This window comes from Rhizobium sullae (assembly GCF_025200715.1).
GTDB classification, from domain to species: Bacteria; Pseudomonadota; Alphaproteobacteria; order Rhizobiales; family Rhizobiaceae; genus Rhizobium; species Rhizobium sullae.
On record NZ_CP104143.1, the window covers coordinates 3,005,240 to 3,023,721 of the forward strand.

Annotated in this window: 18 protein-coding genes; 5 read left to right on the forward strand and 13 right to left on the reverse strand. The window is 60.3% G+C overall.

The window, feature by feature from the left end:
- Positions 1-50: 50 nt before the first annotated feature.
- Together N2599_RS15200 and N2599_RS15205 are read left to right on the forward strand one after the other, a co-directional pair.
- Positions 51-692: a DUF1007 family protein gene (locus N2599_RS15200; RefSeq protein WP_027507958.1), complete on the forward strand. Its 642-nt coding sequence runs from the start codon at positions 51-53 to the stop codon at positions 690-692.
- Complete coding sequence (locus tag N2599_RS15205; protein WP_027507957.1) at positions 686-1,759, forward strand: nickel/cobalt transporter; 1,074 nt, start codon at positions 686-688, stop codon at positions 1,757-1,759. Before N2599_RS15200 ends, N2599_RS15205 begins: the two co-directional genes overlap by 7 nt.
- Positions 1,760-1,763: 4 nt before the next feature.
- Here the strand turns inward: N2599_RS15205 and N2599_RS15210 are convergent, their stop codons facing one another.
- From N2599_RS15210 to N2599_RS15225, 4 genes are all read right to left on the reverse strand, one after another.
- Positions 1,764-1,970, reverse strand: coding sequence for a hypothetical protein (locus N2599_RS15210; protein ID WP_027507956.1), 207 nt, complete (start codon positions 1,968-1,970; stop codon positions 1,764-1,766).
- Positions 1,967-2,659 (reverse strand): GNAT family N-acetyltransferase, encoded by a 693-nt coding sequence (locus tag N2599_RS15215; protein ID WP_027507955.1) that lies wholly within the window; start codon positions 2,657-2,659, stop codon positions 1,967-1,969. The genes N2599_RS15210 and N2599_RS15215 overlap by 4 nt, the downstream gene beginning before the upstream one ends.
- A gap of 64 nt (positions 2,660-2,723) precedes the next feature.
- A complete protein-coding gene (locus N2599_RS15220; protein ID WP_027507954.1) occupies positions 2,724-3,443 on the reverse strand; it encodes a tellurite resistance TerB family protein in 720 nt (239 codons plus the stop codon).
- 104 nt (positions 3,444-3,547) lie between these two features.
- Positions 3,548-4,186: a 2-dehydro-3-deoxy-phosphogluconate aldolase gene (locus N2599_RS15225; RefSeq protein WP_027507953.1), complete on the reverse strand. Its 639-nt coding sequence runs from the start codon at positions 4,184-4,186 to the stop codon at positions 3,548-3,550.
- A gap of 151 nt (positions 4,187-4,337) precedes the next feature.
- Here N2599_RS15225 and N2599_RS15230 point away from each other — a divergent pair, with 151 nt between their 5' ends.
- The 3 genes from N2599_RS15230 to trhO all read left to right on the forward strand — a co-directional run bounded on the left by N2599_RS15230 (position 4,338) and on the right by trhO (position 6,724).
- A complete protein-coding gene (locus tag N2599_RS15230) occupies positions 4,338-4,826 on the forward strand; it encodes a CYTH domain-containing protein (RefSeq protein WP_027507952.1) in 489 nt (162 codons plus the stop codon).
- The gene (locus tag N2599_RS15235) at positions 4,804-5,700 is read left to right on the forward strand and encodes a CHAD domain-containing protein (protein WP_027507951.1); all 897 of its coding nucleotides are present in this window, start codon (positions 4,804-4,806) and stop codon (positions 5,698-5,700) included. Before N2599_RS15230 ends, N2599_RS15235 begins: the two co-directional genes overlap by 23 nt.
- 94 nt (positions 5,701-5,794) lie before the next feature.
- Positions 5,795-6,724, forward strand: a complete 930-nt coding sequence (gene trhO / locus N2599_RS15240; protein ID WP_027507950.1) for an oxygen-dependent tRNA uridine(34) hydroxylase TrhO — start codon at positions 5,795-5,797, stop codon at positions 6,722-6,724.
- Between the two features lie 2 nt (positions 6,725-6,726).
- Here the strand turns inward: trhO and N2599_RS15245 are convergent, their stop codons facing one another.
- The 9 genes from N2599_RS15245 to N2599_RS15285 form a co-directional block, all read right to left on the reverse strand.
- Entirely contained in the window at positions 6,727-8,934 is a 2,208-nt protein-coding gene (locus N2599_RS15245; protein ID WP_027507949.1) for a bifunctional diguanylate cyclase/phosphodiesterase, read from the reverse strand.
- A 172-nt stretch (positions 8,935-9,106) separates the two neighbouring features.
- Positions 9,107-9,883 carry a MetQ/NlpA family ABC transporter substrate-binding protein gene (locus N2599_RS15250; protein WP_027507948.1) on the reverse strand — a complete coding sequence of 259 codons (777 nt, stop codon included), beginning with the start codon at positions 9,881-9,883 and terminating at the stop codon, positions 9,107-9,109.
- A gap of 32 nt (positions 9,884-9,915) precedes the next feature.
- Positions 9,916-10,581: a methionine ABC transporter permease gene (locus N2599_RS15255; protein ID WP_027507947.1), complete on the reverse strand. Its 666-nt coding sequence runs from the start codon at positions 10,579-10,581 to the stop codon at positions 9,916-9,918.
- Entirely contained in the window at positions 10,571-11,644 is a 1,074-nt protein-coding gene (locus tag N2599_RS15260; protein WP_027507946.1) for a methionine ABC transporter ATP-binding protein, read from the reverse strand. Before N2599_RS15260 ends, N2599_RS15255 begins: the two co-directional genes overlap by 11 nt.
- Positions 11,645-12,056: 412 nt before the next feature.
- Complete coding sequence (locus N2599_RS15265) at positions 12,057-13,430, reverse strand: GH1 family beta-glucosidase (RefSeq protein WP_027507944.1); 1,374 nt, start codon at positions 13,428-13,430, stop codon at positions 12,057-12,059.
- Between the two features lie 277 nt (positions 13,431-13,707).
- Positions 13,708-14,895, reverse strand: a complete 1,188-nt coding sequence (locus N2599_RS15270; protein ID WP_027507943.1) for a Gfo/Idh/MocA family protein — start codon at positions 14,893-14,895, stop codon at positions 13,708-13,710.
- A gap of 190 nt (positions 14,896-15,085) precedes the next feature.
- Entirely contained in the window at positions 15,086-16,138 is a 1,053-nt protein-coding gene (locus N2599_RS15275; RefSeq protein WP_027507942.1) for a sugar phosphate isomerase/epimerase family protein, read from the reverse strand.
- 248 nt (positions 16,139-16,386) lie between these two features.
- Complete coding sequence (locus N2599_RS15280) at positions 16,387-17,337, reverse strand: substrate-binding domain-containing protein (RefSeq protein WP_027507941.1); 951 nt, start codon at positions 17,335-17,337, stop codon at positions 16,387-16,389.
- Positions 17,338-17,404: 67 nt separating this feature from the next.
- The gene (locus N2599_RS15285; protein ID WP_027507940.1) at positions 17,405-18,415 is read right to left on the reverse strand and encodes an ABC transporter permease; all 1,011 of its coding nucleotides are present in this window, start codon (positions 18,413-18,415) and stop codon (positions 17,405-17,407) included.
- Positions 18,416-18,482: the final 67 nt, after the last annotated feature.

Sequence of the window (18,482 nt, forward strand, 5' to 3'; positions counted from 1 at the left end):
CTCCGGCAAGAAAACACCAACCAATTTGGGACAGAGCGGTAACCCGAAGCATGAAAAAATCGACTTTCCTTACGGCCGCGCTGATCTCGCTTGCGCCGGTCACCGCCATGGCACATCCGCATATTTTCGTGGAAGCTCGGCTCGAAGTCGTGGCAGCGCCCGACGGCAGCATTCAGGAGCTGCGGAACGTCTGGCGCTTCGACGAGGTGTTCTCCTCCTCGGTCGTCATGGATTTCGACAAGAACACCGATTTGAAGCTGGAGCCGAACGAACTCGCCGAAGTCGGCAAGACCGTCCGGGAATCGCTCGCGGACTACGACTACTACATGAACCTGACGATCGACGGGAAGAACGTTACCGTGCAGAAGCCGGACATCATTCACGTCGACTACAAGGAGGGCCAGCTTCTGATGTTCTTCGCGGTCAAACCCACGGAGAAGATGCCGCTGAAGGGCAAGCTCACTTTCGGCGTCTACGATCCGACGCTCTACACCTCGATCGACTTTCCGACGGACCAGGAACTGGCGATGGTTGGCGACGGCTTCAAGAACTGCAAGCACGATGTGTTGCGGCCGGACGCCGATCAGGTGATTTCTCAGAACAAGCAGTCGCTCACCGACGCCTTCTTCAACGATCCGACCGGCACCAACATGTCCAAGCTCTTTGCCACCAAGCTGGAGGTTTCATGCTGAAACGGAACGCTTCGCTGTTCCTTCCGATGGCCGCGTTTGCATTGCTTGCGCTGATGAGCGGGGCACATGCGCAGTCGCCGCTCGGGATCGGAACTGCGGAGCCGAGTTTCCAGCCGACAGGCGGCCCGCTGGCACCGCTGCTTGCCTATATCAATTATGAGCAGCAGGCCTTCTACCGCGCATTGACCGCGGCACTGAGGGCGATGCGCGAAGACCCCTGGCAACTCGGGTCTCTGGTCGGCCTATCCTTCGTCTATGGCGTCTTCCATGCAGCAGGCCCCGGGCACGGCAAGGCAGTGATCTCCTCCTACATGATCGCCAACGAAATCGAGCTGAAGCGCGGCGTAGCAATCTCCTTCATCTCAGCCTTCCTCCAGGGTGCGGTGGCAGTGGCGCTTGTTGGTGGTGCCTGGCTCATCCTGCGTGGTAGTGGCATCACACTGACGCAGGCGACGAATGCGATGGAGATCACAAGCTTCTTGATGGTCATCGCCTTCGGCGGCTGGCTGCTTTTTCGCAAACTGCGTTCGATGGTCAGCGGCCTACCAAAACGCGAGGTCGTGGAAACCTCGGCCGGTCCGATCAGCATGGTGCTCGACTGGAGGGACAACGAAAGCCGCAGGGAGACCTCTGCCTTCGGCGAGAAGCAGGCACGCCGGGCGGGGCACAACTTCATCTCCGGCATGGCCTGCGAGACCTGCGGCCGCTCTCATGCGCCGGACCCGTCGCTACTGGGCGGCGACACGTTTAGCATCCGGGAAGCCTGGTCGGCGATCGTTGCCGTCGGCCTCCGCCCCTGCTCCGGCGCGCTGCTCGTCATGACCTTTTCGCTGCTGAACGGCCTTTATCTCGGCGGTATTTTTTCCGTGCTCGCCATGTCGCTTGGCACGGCCATCACGGTCGCCGTCCTCGCGATCCTTGCCGTCACCGCCAAAGGCACCGCCGTTCGTATCTCGGGCCGCGGCTCGACGACTTCAGTCTGGGTTGGCAACGCGATCGAAATTCTGGGTGCCGTTCTAGTGATTTTCATGGGCGTGCTGCTGCTGGGAGCCTCGCTTCAGGGGTAGGCTGCTACTTCCCCCTACCTCGTTGATACCGCGCCCTCAGCCAGAATATCGCAAAGAAGCCGAGCAGCAGCGCAGCGCCGGCGACAAACGCGAGCACTGGAGAGTAATTGCCGATCCAAAGAACAAGCGTCGGCAGGAAATAGATGACCAGCCCTACCCCGACGAGGATGATCCCGGCGGCGATCGCCTGAGAACGGCTTTCCGGGCTCATGCGAGCCTTTCCTTTTCGAGATCGGCACGGATATCCTGCAGGCGCCGGCGCTGCTTGCCTTCGGCATCGAAGTTATCCGGCGCAAGCCAGGTCTCGAAAGCATCCTTGATTATCGGCCATTCGCTGTCGATCATGGAGAACCAGGCGGTATCGCGGTTGCGGCGCTTGGAGATCATATGCTGGCGGAACACGCCTTCGAAGGTGAAGCCGTAGCGTGCCGCCGTCGTCTTGCTGGCTTCGTTGTTGTTGTCGCACTTCCATTCGTAGCGGCGGTAACCAAGGTCTTCGAAGACATGCTTGGCCATCAGGTAATGCGCTTCGGTGGAAAGCGGCGAACGCTTCATATCCGGCCCATGCGCCACACCGCCGATTTCGACGACGCCGTTGGCCGGGTCGGCGCGCATGTAATTGGCCATGCCGACGATCCTGCCGGTGGCATTGTCGCGAAAGACGTGGGTAAGCCAGCCGGACTTGGCATGGGCGTTCTCGAGCCACTTGGCAAAATCGTCCAAGCCGGTGAAATCGTCCTGCGAGAAATAGAGAAGCAGCGGATTGATACCCATGCCGCCGAGGCCGTCCCAGAGCGCCCGAAGATGCTCCGCGCGGACATAGGGCTCGACGGTCACGTAGCGCCCCTTCAGTGTCACATAATCAGGTGCCGGCACCTTGAAATTCGATAGATCGCGCATGCTCACTCCTCTCATCGGAAGAGTGGATAGGCCAGCCGCCCGGGAAAGGCAACCGGCCCGCATGTCACTGTGACAAGGAAACCTTGGCGGAGGAAACCGTTGCTTCGATGTGGTCCACAAGCGCATCGGCAAGGCCGAGACGGCCGGCAAGAAGGTCGAGATAGCCGCGCTCAGCACGCGAGTCCGGCTCGATCGTCAGGCGCGAGGCCGTATAGAGCTCGACCTTCTGTTCCTCGGTCCCGGCGGCGGCGACCAGCGCGTCGAGATCGGTCGGCGAGGCAAGCTCATGCTCGATGAAGGACGCGGCTTCGCCGCTGACATCGGCGGCCTTCATCTTGTCCATGATATGCGCACGCTCGGCATCATCGATATGCCCGTCGGCCTTGGCCGCCGCGATCATGGCGCGGATGAGCACAAGGGCAAATTCATTGCTGCCTGCGGGCGATGCCGGGCCGAAGCCAGATTCGGCCGGTGCCGGCAGCAGAACGGGCGTCGAAGGTGGAGTGACATCCGAAGGCGTGGCGGGTGCCTGACCTGCCTGGTAATTCTTGTAGGCCTGGTAGCCGAGACCGGCGATAGCCGCAAGCCCGCCGATCGCAAGCGCATTTCCGGCGATATTTCGGCCCGTTTTCGTTCCGAGAAGCACGGTTGCCAGCGCTCCGGCCTTCCACGGATTGTCCTTGGCCAACTGGACGGTATCTCCGGCTCTGTCGCGGACACTGCCGCCAACGCCCGGTATTTGCGAGCCCAGAAACTGGTCAAGAAGTTTCTTCGCGTCGAACATCCTTCATCGTCTCCCTGTTAAAGGCAGACCTGAAGATAGGAAGCAAACCTGCAAATACAAATGCCGGCAAAACCGCCCGCATCCTAGAACACTCGGGGAAAATGTCAGGCCTTCAGCGCAGCCGCTTCCGAGGCGAGCTTGGTGATGCCTGCCCAATCGCCCGCGGCGACGAGTTCCTTCGGCGCCACCCAGGATCCGCCGACGCAAATGACGTTCGGCAGCGACAGGTAGTCATTGGCATTTTTGAGCGAAATGCCGCCGGTCGGGCAGAAGAACGTGCCGGCGAGCGGTGAGGAGAGCGCCTTGAGGTATGCCACACCACCCGCCTGCTCGGCCGGGAAGAACTTTAGCACCTGATAACCTTCTTCGCGAAGCGCCATGACTTCGCTGGCCGTCGCAGCGCCCGGTAGCAGCGGAACCGGCGATTTCGATGCCGCGGCGAGCAGTTCCTGCGTGGCGCCTGGGCTGACGACGAACTTCGAGCCGGCGGCAACGGCTGCATCCCAGTGCTGGGCGTTCAGGATCGTGCCTGTGCCGACTTCGGCACCTTCGACTTCCTGCGCAACGGCGCGGACCGTATCGAGTGCGGCAGGCGTGCGCATGGTGATCTCGATCGCCTTCAGACCGCCTGCGACCAGCGCGCGCGCCAACAAAACGCCGGACTTCACGTCATCGACGATGAGCACCGGAACGACTGGCTGGAGTTTGAGGATGGAAAGGAGCTTTTCTGTCTTCTCGCCCATAGCAGCACGGTTCCTTAAAGCGTTGAATTCGGGCTCCCGAATACCCCTGCGGACGGGCTTTGTCGAGACAAAACAGATGCGGCAAGAAGTGGGTATCCCTCCTGGGAGATTTACGTTACGGTACGCCGATCGTCACAAAAGGTTCACTGAAATGGCGAAAGAGATCGAGCGGAAATTTCTGGTACGCAACGACGGCTGGCGCGCAAAGGCCGAGACGAAATCGCTCCTTAGGCAGGGCTACATCGCCTCGATGGACGACCGCTCCGTGCGTGTGCGCATCCTCGACGGAAAGAAAGCGAAGCTGACGATCAAGATTGGCCGCAGCACTGTCACCCGCGACGAGTTCGAATACGAAATCCCTGTTTCCGATGCCGAAGAACTGATGCAGAGCGCCATCGGCCTCGTGATTGAAAAGACGCGCTACCGCGTGCCGCATGACAGCTTCGTCTGGGAAGTCGACGTTTTTGCCGGCGCGCACCGCGGGCTGGTGATTGCGGAAGTGGAAATGGGGTCCGAGGATGACAATCCCTCCCGTCCCGCTTGGCTCGGCCGCGAAGTGACCGGCGATTTCCGCTATTCCAACCAGGCACTCGCCACCGAATTCGAGTACGATCAGGATGCCCTTTCGCATACGGCCTGATGCGGATTTTACCGATGAGTTCCGAAGGGTGGCGACGGAACAGCTTGAACGCGCCATTGCCGTTCTTGAGAAGCGGCCGGACGGCGCGGACGAAGCGGTTCATGATTTTCGCAAGAACCTGAAGCGGCTGCGCTCGCTTTACCGGCTCGTGGCGAAAGAGGTGCCGGACTTTCAGAAGTGCGAAAATGCCAGACTGCGCGACATCGCAAAATCGCTCTCGGCGATCAGGGACGCAGCAGCTCTGATCGGCACCGCCGAATATCTGCAAAAAGGCGCCCGCAGCGACGCAGAGAGCGAGGCGCTCAGCCGCATCGTCGCCGTTCTCGAAGCACGCCGCGACTGGATGGCCAAGGCCGAAAGCGGGCTTGAACAGAAGCTTCACGAGACGGCCGTGACGCTGAAGGATGCGATCGCCGCACTCGACGAGGTTTCCTTCAAAAACAGCCATCGCAGAAACGCTCGCATGCTCGCCAAAGGCTGGCAGCGAACCTTGCGAAGGGCGCGGGCGGCGCTCACGGCATGCCACGATACGGCAGCAGCCGAAGATTTTCATGAACTGCGCAAGCGAACCTATGACTACCGGCTCTATCACGCGCTGCTGCGCAATCTGTGGCCCGCCGCGATGAAGGCGAAGCACGATGACGCCGAGGAACTGGCAGAGCAGCTCGGCCGTATAAATGATCTCTCGGTGCTTTCGCAACTGGTTGAGGCCGAGCCGCAGCTCATTACCCGCAACGAAGATCTCGCTCATCTGCTCGACGCCATCATCTTCCGCCAGCAGGAAGAGCGGCACAGCGCTCTTGCCAGCGCCGAACGCGTCTTTGCCGACAAACCGCGGCGCGAGGCTAGCCGTATCGAAGCACTCTGGCTGTAGTTTGAAGCTGAATCTCGAAGGTGGGCTGATCCGTGTCTTCAGGTCGCATTGCCAACGCTTGCGCGAAAACGCTGCAGACTGTATTTCAGCGCGCATGACCGACAGCATCAATCACACCAGCCCGTTCCTCGTGGCGGCGCTTTACCATTTTGTTTCCGTGCCGCGCTTCGAAAGCCTGCGCGAGCCTCTGCAGGCGCTTTGCGAAGAAAACGGCGTGAAAGGCACACTGCTTCTGGCGCATGAGGGCATCAACGGAACGATCGCCGGGCCGGATGTGGGCATCCGGACGGTGCTCGCCTATCTGCGCGCGCAGCCGGAATTCGCGGCGCTAGAGCACAAGGAAAGCCGCTCATCCAAGATGCCTTTCCTGCGCATGAAGGTGAAGCTCAAGAAAGAGATTGTCACGATGGGCGTCGAGAATATCGACCCTAACATGGTCGTCGGCACCTATGTGACGCCGCAGCATTGGAATGCGCTGATTTCCGACCCCGACACCATCGTCATCGACACACGCAACGACTACGAGACGGCGATCGGTACCTTCCGCGGCGCGGTCGACCCGAAGACGAAGACCTTCCGCGACTTTCCGGAATGGGTGCGCCAGAACACCGGCCTGCACAACAAGCCGAAGATCGCCATGTACTGCACAGGTGGTATCCGCTGCGAAAAGGCGACGGCTTTCATGAAAGAGCAAGGTTTTGAGGAGGTCTACCACCTCAAGGGCGGCATTCTGAAATACCTGGAAGAAGTTCCGCAGGAGGAAAGTCTCTGGGACGGCGCCTGCTTCGTCTTCGATGAGCGAGTCTCGGTCGAGCATGGACTCAAGGAAGGCGAGCACAAGCTCTGTCATGCCTGCCGCAATCCAATTACCGCAGAGGAGATCACGTCGCCTCTCTACGAGGAAGGCGTTTCCTGCAGCAACTGCTACCACACGCGCACCGACGACGACCGGCTGCGCTACCGTCAACGGCAGCTCCAGATCGCGCTTGCCAAGAAGCGCGGTCAGAAGCACATCGGGATTTAGGGTCAGGCAGCGGTTATCCGGCGCGGCATCGCGTCAAGCGCACGGCGTGCCTCAAGCATTTCGGTGATTCTGTCTGCCGGCACCGGCTTGCTGAAGAAATAACCCTGGAGGCAATCGCAACCGAAGAGACGGGCGGCGAGCGCCTGCTCTTCTGTCTCGATGCCCTCGGCCGTCACCGGAATATCCAATGAGCGGGCCAGCGCGACCGTCGCTTGCAGCATCTCGCGCTGGCTGTCGCTTTCGGTGACGCCCTCAATCAGCGAGCGGTCGATCTTGATGCGGTCGAAGCCGAACTGGCGGAGATAGCCGATCGATGAAAAGCCCGAACCGAAATCGTCGAGCGCTATCTTGACGCCGAGCGTCTTCAGCCGCTCGATCGAATGGCGGGTGCGCTGCGGGTTTTGGATCATGTAGCCTTCGGTGATCTCGAGCGTTATGCGCTCCGCCTCGATCTCCGTCTGTTTTAGGACATAGCGGACATAGTCGGTAAAGGCCGGGTTCCGGAACTGGCCGGGGGAAACGTTTACGGCAACACGCAGTTCGGGCCACTGCTTGGCCGTCTCGCAGGCTTTGCGCAGCACGAAGAGACCGAGTGCCTCGATAAGCCCGCTGGTTTCTGCGATCGGAATGAAAACCTCCGGCGAGACTGGCCCGTAGCCGGGACGGTTCCAGCGCACCAGCGCTTCGACACCATTCATCTCATGAGAGGAGGCGTCGATCAGCGGCTGATAGGCCAGTGTCAGATCGCCGCTTTCGATCGCGATGCGCAGATCGAGTTCAAGCGCATTTCGCTCCTCGCGGTCGGCATCCATAGCGGGATCGTAAAGCGTCATGCGGGCCCGACCGGCTTCCTTGGCCTTGTACATCGCAAGATCGGCACGGCGGACCAATTCTTCGCGGCCGATCGTCCCGCCAGCAGCCATCGCGATGCCGATACTGGCGCCAATGACTACGACGCGCCGGCCGATCTCCAGCGGCTCCGCCAGGAAATCCAGAATCTGTTCCGAAAGCTGCAGTGCATCGGCGTTGCCGCCTTCGGACTGGAAGGCGATCGCGAATTCGTCGCCGCCAATGCGCGCCAGAACCGCACCCTCTGGGATCAGCACCTTGAGACCGGCAGCAACCGCGCGGATCAACTGGTCACCGGTCCCGTGCCCGTAGCTGTCGTTGACTTCCTTGAAACCGTCGAGGTCGAGATAAAGAAGCAGCACGTTCTTGCCGGTCTGCTTGGCCTTGGCAACGACGTCATCGACAGCAATTCCCAAGCCTTCACGGTTCGATAGCCCACTGAGGCGATCGCGGAGGGCATCCTCGCGGGCATTGTTTTCCTCTGCCTTCAGCCGGCGTCCAGCGAGCCAGCCTATGACGAGCAGCACAGCGAAGAACAGCCCGACGAGACCGAGCGCCTTCACAACCGTCGGACGCACTTGGGCGTAGCTGATGTCGCCCGGCGAACGCGAAATCCACACGAGTTTGCCAAGCGCCTTACCGGCGGCATCATCGATCGCCACGGAATACTGCGCGTCGTAAGCGGCTGGCACCAGCTTCAAACCCTGAATAACGTAGGTCTCACCGAGGCCCTTGATCGTCGCGTCGTTCAGATGCCGAGCAAAAATCAGGTAGCGGCGCTGGCCGACGGGTGTATTCAAGGCGCCGGATTTTTCCCGCACGAGCGCAACGCCAACTGCCGCGATGCCGCTCTTGGTGCCGATGAAACCCACGGCTTCCGGTGATTCAAGTCCGGCGGCCTTCACTTTGTCGAACAACGTCCAAAGCGATGGCGCAAAGAAATCATCAAGCGCTTCACTCATCGACAGGCCATCGCGATAGACCATCAGCGGCTTCTTATCGTCATCTACGACGATTGCCATGTCGAAAAGCGCGCTGTTGGAGGACATTTCGCCGTAGTTGCTGATCGTCCAAGCCATGCCATCCGGGGCATAGACATTGACGGCCGCATCGTCCCAGGCGGCATAGTCGTTCAACGTTGCGCCGAGCTGGGCTACGAATGTCTTGAGAGCGCCAGCCGTGGTTTCACGAGAACGTTCGTCGTCGAGAATATTGGCGTTATCTGTGACGCGTGACAGCGCCGTCAGCACCATGACGGTTACGACCGCGACCATGACCGCAAAGGAAAAAAGCACACCCGTAACAGTTGCGTGGCGGCCAATCCCCAAAGCTTGATTTTTTTGCCTAAAGAACGCAGGCATACATTGCTCCCCGATAACGGAGGACTTTGCCAGTCAAGGCTTCAAAAACGGTTAAAGCGAACGGTACAAGGCCTCATCCGTGTGATTTTTCTCCATCAAAATCACTCGGCGTTAAAAACCCTCCCCGCGGAACGGGAAGGGCTTGATTTCATAACGGTGTTTTAGCCGCGGCTTACCAGCCTGCGATGACCGAGCCCTTGAAAGTATCGGCGATAAACTGCTTCACAGCATCGCTGTGGTAGGCTTTGACCAGCGTCTTGACCCAAGGCTGATCCTTGTCCTTCTCGCTAACCGCCAGAATGTTGACGTAAGGCGCCTTCTCACCTTCGCGGGCGATCGGGTCCTTCGCCGGGTCAAGACCGGCTTCCAGTGCATAGTTGGTGTTGATAACAGCGGCATCCACGTCGTCAAGCGAGCGCGGCAGCTGGGCGGCATCGAGTTCGGCGAACTTCAGATTCTTGGCATTTTCGGTGACATCGGCAGGGCCGACCTTCAGGCTCGCGCCATCCTTGAGCTTGATGAGTCCCTTATCGGCGAGGATCAGCAGAGCACGGCCGCCATTGGTCGGGTCGTTGGGGATCGCAACGGTAGCGCCATCAGCAAGCTCGTCCAGGCTCTTCACCTTCTTGGAATAGACGCCCATCGGGAAGTTGACCGTATAGGCGACGTCAACGATCTTGAAGCCGCGATCGGCGACCTGGTTGTCGAGATAGGGCTTGTGCTGGAAGGAGTTGGCGCTCAGCTCGCCATCGGCAAGCGCCTGGTTCGGCACGACATAGTCGGAAAATTCCAGGATCTCGATGTCGAGGCCTTTGGGCGCTGCGACTTCCTTCACTTTCTCCATGATCTGTGCATGCGGACCCGGCGTGACGCCGATCTTGATAGTTTCCGCCGCGACGGCAGTTCCAAAGACCGCCGCAAAGGCAGCCGCGAGGATGATTTTCTTCATCGGGTTTTCTCCTTGGGTTATGGGCAATTCGATCAATTCTTGCGGGATCGCTTGTCAAAGCGGCGCGCGAGCGCATCGCCGGCGCTCTGCACGGCCTGGACGAGCAGGATCAAGACGATGACGACGACCAGCATCACATCCGGCATGAAGCGCTGGTAGCCGTAACGGATGCCGAGATCGCCGAGCCCGCCTCCGCCCACCGCGCCGACCATCGCCGAGTAGCCGATGAGGCTGACCAGCGTCATTGTGAGCGCCAGCGTCAGCGCCGGACGCGCTTCGGCAAGAAGCACCTTGCGTACGATCTGCATCGGGGTCGCACCCATGGCGCGGGCGGCTTCGATCAGACCCTTGTCTACGTCGCGAATGGCGGCTTCGACGAGCCGCGCAAAGAACGGGATGGTTGCGATCGTCAGCGGCACGATCGCCGCCTTGGTGCCGATCGACGTGCCGGTGACGAGGCGTGTGAAAGGAATGATTGCGACAACGAGGATGATGAATGGCGTCGAGCGTGTCGCGTTGACGATCAATCCAACGATCCGGTTCACGGAAGGCGCCGGAAAGAGCTCGCCGCGACCGCTGGTCGCCAGGAACACGCCGATCGGCAGCCCGATAAGGGAGCCGATGAAGCCCGCGATCGCCACCATGCGCAGCGTATCGAGCGTTGCCTTGCCAATGAGAAGCAGGAGATCAGGAGACATAGCCGAGCACCTCCGCAACGAGACCGTTCGCCTCGAAGAATTTGTCCGCATTCGCGATAGTGGCATCGTCCGCTGCATAGGCGATGATGAGGGAGCCATAGGGTTCGCCACCGATCTCGTCGACGGTTCCGGCGATGATGTTGATATCCGAACCCAGCGTCTGGATAAGCCGCGAGATCAGCGGCTGTTCTGCCGTCCGACCGAAAAAGGTGATGCGCACGGCAACGCGCCCACCCGCTGTCTTTTGCGGCCGCAAGGTGAATGCGAGCGCTGCAGGAAGCTTCGAGCCCGGCAGGCCGGCCAGCAATGCGCGCGTCGTCGGATGTTGCGGCCGAGTAAAGACATCGAAAGTGTGGCCGCGCTCGACGATGATACCCTCGTCGATGACGGCGACGTCGCTGGTGATGGCTTTGACGACCTCCATCTCGTGGGTGATCAGAAGCACCGTTAGCCCAAACTCCGCATTGATGCGCTTCAAGAGCTCGAGGATCGACTGGGTGGTCTCTGGATCGAGCGCGGAGGTCGCTTCATCGGAAAGCAGGAGCTTCGGCTGCGTGGCGAGCGCGCGGGCAATGCCGACGCGCTGCTTCTGGCCGCCGGAAAGTTCTGCCGGATAGCGGTCGCGCTTATCGGAAAGTCCGACGAGATCGAGCAGCGGCTCGACGCGTCCGCGAATGGCTTCCTTGTCGTAACCGGCGATTTCCAGGGGCAGCGCCACATTGCCGAAGGCCGTGCGCGAAGACAGCAGGTTGAAATGCTGGAAGATCATGCCGACCGAACGGCGGAGGGCGCGCAGGCCGGCCTCGTCCAGATCGGAAACGTTGACGCCATCGACGATGACCTTGCCGCTTGTCGGACGTTCCAAGCCGTTGACAAGACGGATCAGTGTCGACTTGCCGGCGCCGGAACGGCCGATGATGCCGGTAATGGAGCCGCGCGCGACGGCAAAATCGATTGCATCAAGCGCGGTAAACGATTTGTCCTCGGCGCCGAAGCGTTTCGATATGCCTTCGAAGAGGACGGTATTTGCGGCATTTGCCGCGTTGGAAGAGTCGGAATGCATGGATGCTCTCGATGTTCAAAAAGGTCCGCAGTCGCTGAATGGCTGAGGACGCGGCGCGTCTGGTCAGGCCGGCATTCGGCAACGCATTCGGAACAGAGAGGCAGTCTTTATCATCGCACAACCGGAATATTCAATTTGATCTGCGCATGGCTGCCATACGCTGGGATGTAATGTTTATGGCGGAGTTCCAGTCGCGATTGACAGAGAGATTTTTTCTTTGAATCGGCTAGAGCAGCAAAAAACCACTCATTGTCCAATTGTCTGAATCACGAAGCGCGCCGCTTGTTTCTCCTCCCTGGTGGGGAGAAGTGCCGGAGCGTCAGCGCGGCGATGGGGTGAGCGACAAAAGGAGCGAACGACCGACAACAATGAAGTCGAGCCGGCCGTACGATCCTCCTCCGGCCTTCGGAATTCAAGCGACCTTATGGTTACCCTTGGGAAACTGGCTTGCCAGCTCCCGGTACCATTTGCCGCTCTTCTTCACGGTGCGGACCTGGGTGTCGTAATCGACGTGGACGAGGCCGAAACGCATCTTGTAGCCCTCCGCCCATTCGAAATTGTCCATCAGGCTCCAGGCGAAATAGCCGCGCATCGCGTAGCCGTCCTTGATGAGATCGGCGACGACAGCAAGGTGATCACTGTAGTAGTCGAGACGCGGCTGGTCATCGACCTCGCCGTTGACCACACCCATGTTGTAGCAGGCACCGTTCTCCGTGATGTAGCATTCCGGCAGTTCGTAGCGACGATAGAGGTCTTCGACGACGTGCTTGAGACCGGGCGCATAGACTTCCCAACCGATATCCGTCTTCACATCGCTCACACGCGGCGCTTCGACCGTCCAGGGGAAATCGCCGTTCTTCGCCGGGTCGTCGGCAACACGCAGCGGTGTGTAGTAGTTGAGCCCCCACCAATCGAGCTTCTGGCTGATGATCTTCAAATCTCCATCTTCGATGATGGGCATGCGATCACTGAGCGATTCCACGAACTCCTTCGGATAATCTCCCTTGAAGACGGGATCGAAAAAAGCACCATTGTGGAACTGATGCGCGCGCTCGCCGGCGGCGAAATCCGCCTCGCTTTGCGATCCCGGCATGACGGACATTGCGTTCAGCACTAGGCCGACCGGCACCTTCGGCGCCTCGGCACGGATCGCCTCGACTCCAAGTCCGTGCGCAAGGTTCATGTAGTGCATGGCGTGAAGCGCTGCCTGCATGTTGCGCTCGCCCGGGGCGTGGACGCCGTAGAGGTGGCTGAGCCACACGATGCACCATGGTTCGTTGAAGGTCGCGACGCTGTCGAGGCGGTCACCAAAACGCGCCATGACGGTCTTCGCGTAGCGCTGATAGGCATAGGCCGTGGAACGCGCCGTCCAGCCGCCGTCGCCCATGAGCGTGAGCGGCAAATCCCAGTGAAAAAGTGTTGCAAAGGTCTTGATGCCGCGCGCCTTGCAACCGTCGATGAGACGATCGTAAAAATCGAGTCCGGCTTCGTTCACAGGCCCGGTGCCATCCGGAATGATGCGCGGCCAGGCGATCGAGAAGCGATAGGCCTCGACGCCCATCTCCTTGATCAGGTCAAGGTCCTGTTCGAGCCGGTTGTAATGATCGCACGCGACGTCGCCATTGTGGCGGTTATAGACACGACCCGGCATGTTGCAGAAGGCATCCCAGATCGACGGCTTGCGGCCATCAGCCTTGGAAGCGCCTTCGATCTGAAAGGCAGCCGTCGCGACGCCAAAGGTGAAATCGCCCGGAAAACGGGCGGCGAGTGTCTTAGGATCGATCATTTGACCCCCTGGTGATGGACTGGTCGTTCGAGCGGCGGTTTAGCCAAGTGAACCGGCGTTGTACAGAGTGGAAATGTCAAAACTGTAACGTTGCAGACGGATACCGGACCTAGCGGTATGGGGTCCACCCCTCACCCTGGCCCTCTCCCCGTAAACGGGGCGAGGGAACGTGCCTCACTCACAGCACGTTCTGCTGAAACGGCGCGGCATATCCCTCCCCGCGAGCGACGACAAGGTGGCGGCACCCGGATGAGAGGTTAGTCCAGAAACTTGGCCATCAGACCTTCACCCAAGCGCCATTCCGCTTCGATGAAGCAACGCAGGCCTCGACGAAGGCAACCCCCTTCACGCCGTCATCGACAGTTGGATAAACCACGGCCTTGTCGACCGCTTTGCCCTTCTTGTGCGCATTGATGGCGTGCGCCGCCTCCGTGTAGATCGTCGCGAAGGCTTCGAGGTAGCCTTCCGGATGACCGGACGGAATGCGTGAGACGCGAGCAGCGGCGGCACCTGAACCCGCGCCGTTGCGGGTGATCAGCCGCTTCGGCTGGCCGAACGGCGTGTACCACAAGTAGTTCGGATCCGCCTGCACCCACTCGAAGCCGCCCTTGGTGCCGTAGACGCGGATCTTCAGGCCGTTTTCATGGCCGGGCGCCACCTGACTGCACCAGAGCATGCCCTTGGCCGGCTTCTCCTTGCCTTTTGCCTTAAAGCGCAAAAGCACGTGAGCATTGTCGTCCAGGCGGCGGCCTTCGACGAAACTATCGAGATCGGCAGCGAGGCTATCCAGTTCGAGGCCGGTGATGAAGGAGGCAAGGTTATAGGCATGCGTGCCGATATCGCCGGTCGAACCGCCCGCACCCGACTGCGCCGGGTCGGTGCGCCAGACGGCCTGCTTGGCGCCGGTCTGCTCGACAGGTTCGGTCAGCCAGTCCTGCGGATATTCGGCCTGCACGATGCGGATGTCACCGAGTTCGCCATTGGCAATCATCTCGCGCGCCTGGCGGACCATCGGATAGCCGGTGTAGTTGTGCGTCAGGATGAACAGCGCGCCACTCTCGTCGGCGACCTTCTTCAGCTTCTTTGCATCGGCGAGGTTGGAGGTCAGCGGTTTGTCGCAGATGACGTGGATGCCCCGGCGCAGGAATTCCTTGGCGGCATCGTAGTGAACATGGTTCGGCGTGACGATCGAGACCGCCTCGATGCCGTTCTTCAGCTTCGCCTCGCGGATCGCCATTTCCCGGTAGCTCGCGTAAGTGCGCGACGGATCGAGCCCGAGGTCGCGGCCCGATGCGGTCGCCTTTTCCGGTGTCGACGACAGCGCACCTGCGATGAGTTCGTACTGGTCGTCGATGCGGGCCGCTATCCGATGCACGGCGCCGATGAAGGCGCCCGCCCCGCCGCCGACCATGCCGAGGCGGATGCGCGGCTCGCGCGCCTGTTCCGTTGATCCTTCAATTGCCATTCGTTCCTCCAAAGAAATGAGTGTTCACCGACGGTGCCGCGATTCCCTTCTCTCCCGGCGGGGGAGAAGATGGCGGTAGCCGGATGAGCGGCAGGGGACGCAGTTTTCGCTGTTTGCTCAGGACGTCGCTCCACTCCTCATCCGTCCTTCGGACACCTTCTCCCCAGCGGGGAGAAGAAAAAAGCAAGGCTCAGAGCCCGAGCATGCGGCGGTTCGCCGCTTGGTCCGTGCCGCTGCCGGCAAAATCGTCGAAGGCCTTCTCGGTGACGCGGATAATGTGTGCCTTGACGAAATCGGCGCCTTCACGCGCACCGTCTTCCGGATGCTTCAGCGCGCATTCCCATTCGACAACGGCCCAGCCGTCGAAATTGTTGGCGGTCATTTTCGAGAAGACGGCGCCGAAATCCACCTGGCCGTCGCCGAGCGAGCGGAAGCGGCCGGCACGTTCGACCCAGCCTTGGTAACCGCCATAGACGCCCTGACGCCCGGTCGGATTGAACTCCGCATCCTTGACGTGGAACATCTTGATGCGGTCCTTGTAGATATCGATGTTGTCCAGATAATCGAGGCACTGCAGGACATAGTGCGACGGGTCGTAGAGCATGTTGGCGCGCGGATGATTGCCGACGCGCTCCAGGAACATCTCATAGGTCACACCGTCATGCAGGTCTTCGCCCGGATGGATCTCATAGCAGACATCGACGCCTTGGGCATCGGCATGGTCGAGGATCGGCTTCCAGCGGCGGGCAAGCTCATCGAAGGCCGTTTCGACAAGACCGGCTGGACGCTGCGGCCACGGATAGATGAAGGGCCAGGCAAGCGCGCCGGAAAAGGTGGCATGCGCCTTGATACCGAGATGCTTGGAGGCCGTCAGCGCCATCTTCACCTGCTCGACTGCCCATTCCTGCCGCGCCTTCGGATTGCCGCGCACTTCCGGTGCGGCAAAGCCGTCGAAGGCCTCGTCATAGGCCGGATGCACGGCTACCAGCTGACCCTGGAGATGGGTCGAAAGCTCGGTGACCTCGACACCATTCTCGCGCGCCTTGCCGGCGAATTCGTCGCAATAATCCTTGGAGCTGGCAGCCTTCTTCAGATCGATCAGCTGACCAGCCCACGTCGGAACCTGCACGCCCTTGTAGCCGACATCAGCCGCCCATTTGGTGATTGAATCCCATGAGTTGAAAGGCGCGGCGTCGCCCGCAAACTGCCCGAGGAACAGGCCAGGCCCTTTGATCGTCTTCATGTCAGAATCCTCCCTGATGATCGACCGTAAACGTTTATGATAACTTCCAACACGCGTTCTGGCGGGTGCAAGGCGCCTCCACGCTTCTTGCAGCAGATGTACCTGAAAAGCCGAAAGTCAAACCGAAGCGAACTAATCATGCCTGCCCGGAGGCTGCAAGAGGTACGTGCAGCAATCTTTGCCGCAGCGTGTGCGCAAACAAAGAAAATGCGCCCGTCCTTGCGAATGGGCGCATTGCAGTCGGATGATTAGAACGGAGAATCCGGGAAGTAGAAATCCTTGGCGTTATCCTTGGTAACGAGCGTTGCGTCGAGAATGTAGGTGCCGCGGACAGGGACCTGATCGTAGAAATTCGCAGCCGTCATTTCCATCGCCGTGCCGACCATTGCCGGCGGATAAAGAACGTCGACCGGGATCAGCTTGTCGCCATCCATGACCTTCTTGACCATGTCCTTAGAGCCGGCGCCGGCGATGACATACTGTATGTCCGTACGCTTGGCCTGCTCGATGGCCTGCAGCACGCCGACTGCCATGTCGTCGTCCTGGCACCATACGACGTCGATCTTCTGATACTTCGTCAGATAGTCCTGCATGACCTTGAAGGCGTCGTCGCGGTTCCAGTTGCCGTACTGGCGATCAAGAACCTTAACGTTCGAACCGGCGATGCCCTTGTCGAAGCCGTCTTGGCGCTGCTGGTCGATCGGGATCGGCAGGCCGCGGATGACGACGACCTCCGCATCCGGCGTGTTTTCCTTGATGTACTTGCCGGCAACTTCGCCGAGCGCCGGGTTATTGCCGGCAACGTAGAGGTCACGAACGGAATCGTCGTTGTTGCTCGGCGCACGGTCAACGAGCGCCACGAACTTGCCGGCGTCCTTGATTTCCTTAATGGCGTTGACGAGCGGATCCGGATCCGACGGCAGGATGACCAGCGCGTCGATGCCCTGCGTGGCAAGATCCTGCACGGCGTTTGCCTGGCTTGCAGCATCCGGCGAGGTCTTGACGATAACGTTGAGGCCTGGATGCTCGGCCATCAGCAACTTGGCCACGCGTTCCGCATGAAACACGACGCCAGCAGTCCAGCCATGGTCGGCTGCTGGAATTGAAACGCCGATCGTTACCTTCTTGTCCTGGGCGTACGAGACGCCCGTGAGGACCGCCATGGCGGCGACGGCCAGCCCCATAATTCGTTTACGCATTTTTCTCTCTCCCAAATAATGACTGGGCCTATCGATCGAGGACCGGGCGACCCATAAACCCGGCTATTCACGGTTTGCGCACCAGCGACCGCTGAACCAGCATGGCGATGATGATGATCGCCCCCTGGATGGCACCGATCAGGTATTCGCTGATAAAATTCGAAAGCAGCATGATGTTGCCGACGAGTTCGAGAATGAAGGCGCCGCAGATCGTGCCCCAGACCCGGCCCGCGCCACCCTTGAGCGCCGTGCCGCCGACCACCACGGCGGTGATCGCCTGCAACTCCCAGAGGATGCCGGTCGTCGCCGATGTCGAGCCAAGCCGCGGCACGTAGAGAAGCACGGCGATGGCTACGCACAGGCCCTGGATGACGAAGGCGATGGTACGCACACGGTTGACGGCGATGCCGGAATAACGCGCCACATCGCTGCTGGAGCCGACCGCCACGACATGCCGCCCATAGCGGGTGCGGTAGAGGACGAAGGCTGCAACGCCGGTGACGGCAAGGATCACGGCGATCGGAACCGGCACGCCGAGGATGGAGCCAAAATAGGCCGGACGGTAGAGCGTCTGCAGTTCAGGCTCGCGCAGCGTGATGGCCCCGCCCTGCGAAAGCCAGGTGGTCAAGCCGCGATAGACGCCCATGGTGCCAAGCGTCGCGATGAAAGGCTCGATCTTGCCGACGGTGGTGATGAGACCGTTCGCGAGCCCGCATGACGCGCCGATCACAATCGTAAGCACGACAGCAGCCGTCAGCATCAGCGCCGGATCGGCGATCGCTCCGGAATTCATGAACAGGATCATCAGGCTGGCGACGAAAGCGACCATCGACCCCACGGAAAGGTCCAGGTCGCCCGCAGAGATCACGAAGGTCGCGCCGACCGCGATGATGGCAATGAAAGCGCTTCTCGTCGCGACGTTTGCAAGGTTCGTGATGCCGATGAAATTCGGATTGACCAGCGCGCCAACCACGAGAAGCAAAGCCAATGCCGCAAAGGGCGCGACCGCCCGAAGATCGACATCGCGCCACAATCGGCGCCGACTTTCTTTTTCGCTGCTTTCCTCACTTGCACTCATGCTCAAAACCAACCTCCCGTCCCATTGCCCCTGGGAATTCGCCCGCTACGCCTCGACCGGATATTTC

What these genes read in the sequence shown, in the direction of transcription:
- N2599_RS15285 (WP_027507940.1), bottom strand. Translation starts at nt 18,415, where the DNA reads ATGAGTGCAAGTGAGGAAAGCAGCGAAAAAGAAAGTCGGCGCCGATTG.
- N2599_RS15225 (WP_027507953.1), bottom strand. Translation starts at nt 4,186, where the DNA reads ATGGGCGAGAAGACAGAAAAGCTCCTTTCCATCCTCAAACTCCAGCCA.
- N2599_RS15245 (WP_027507949.1), bottom strand. Translation starts at nt 8,934, where the DNA reads ATGCCTGCGTTCTTTAGGCAAAAAAATCAAGCTTTGGGGATTGGCCGC.
- N2599_RS15230 (WP_027507952.1), top strand. Translation starts at nt 4,338, where the DNA reads ATGGCGAAAGAGATCGAGCGGAAATTTCTGGTACGCAACGACGGCTGG.
- trhO (WP_027507950.1), top strand. Translation starts at nt 5,795, where the DNA reads ATGACCGACAGCATCAATCACACCAGCCCGTTCCTCGTGGCGGCGCTT.
- N2599_RS15235 (WP_027507951.1), top strand. Translation starts at nt 4,804, where the DNA reads ATGCCCTTTCGCATACGGCCTGATGCGGATTTTACCGATGAGTTCCGA.
- N2599_RS15210 (WP_027507956.1), bottom strand. Translation starts at nt 1,970, where the DNA reads ATGAGCCCGGAAAGCCGTTCTCAGGCGATCGCCGCCGGGATCATCCTC.
- N2599_RS15250 (WP_027507948.1), bottom strand. Translation starts at nt 9,883, where the DNA reads ATGAAGAAAATCATCCTCGCGGCTGCCTTTGCGGCGGTCTTTGGAACT.
- N2599_RS15265 (WP_027507944.1), bottom strand. Translation starts at nt 13,430, where the DNA reads ATGATCGATCCTAAGACACTCGCCGCCCGTTTTCCGGGCGATTTCACC.
- N2599_RS15275 (WP_027507942.1), bottom strand. Translation starts at nt 16,138, where the DNA reads ATGAAGACGATCAAAGGGCCTGGCCTGTTCCTCGGGCAGTTTGCGGGC.
- N2599_RS15205 (WP_027507957.1), top strand. Translation starts at nt 686, where the DNA reads ATGCTGAAACGGAACGCTTCGCTGTTCCTTCCGATGGCCGCGTTTGCA.
- N2599_RS15215 (WP_027507955.1), bottom strand. Translation starts at nt 2,659, where the DNA reads ATGCGCGATCTATCGAATTTCAAGGTGCCGGCACCTGATTATGTGACA.
- N2599_RS15280 (WP_027507941.1), bottom strand. Translation starts at nt 17,337, where the DNA reads ATGCGTAAACGAATTATGGGGCTGGCCGTCGCCGCCATGGCGGTCCTC.
- N2599_RS15260 (WP_027507946.1), bottom strand. Translation starts at nt 11,644, where the DNA reads ATGCATTCCGACTCTTCCAACGCGGCAAATGCCGCAAATACCGTCCTC.
- N2599_RS15255 (WP_027507947.1), bottom strand. Translation starts at nt 10,581, where the DNA reads ATGTCTCCTGATCTCCTGCTTCTCATTGGCAAGGCAACGCTCGATACG.
- N2599_RS15220 (WP_027507954.1), bottom strand. Translation starts at nt 3,443, where the DNA reads ATGTTCGACGCGAAGAAACTTCTTGACCAGTTTCTGGGCTCGCAAATA.
- N2599_RS15270 (WP_027507943.1), bottom strand. Translation starts at nt 14,895, where the DNA reads ATGGCAATTGAAGGATCAACGGAACAGGCGCGCGAGCCGCGCATCCGC.
- N2599_RS15200 (WP_027507958.1), top strand. Translation starts at nt 51, where the DNA reads ATGAAAAAATCGACTTTCCTTACGGCCGCGCTGATCTCGCTTGCGCCG.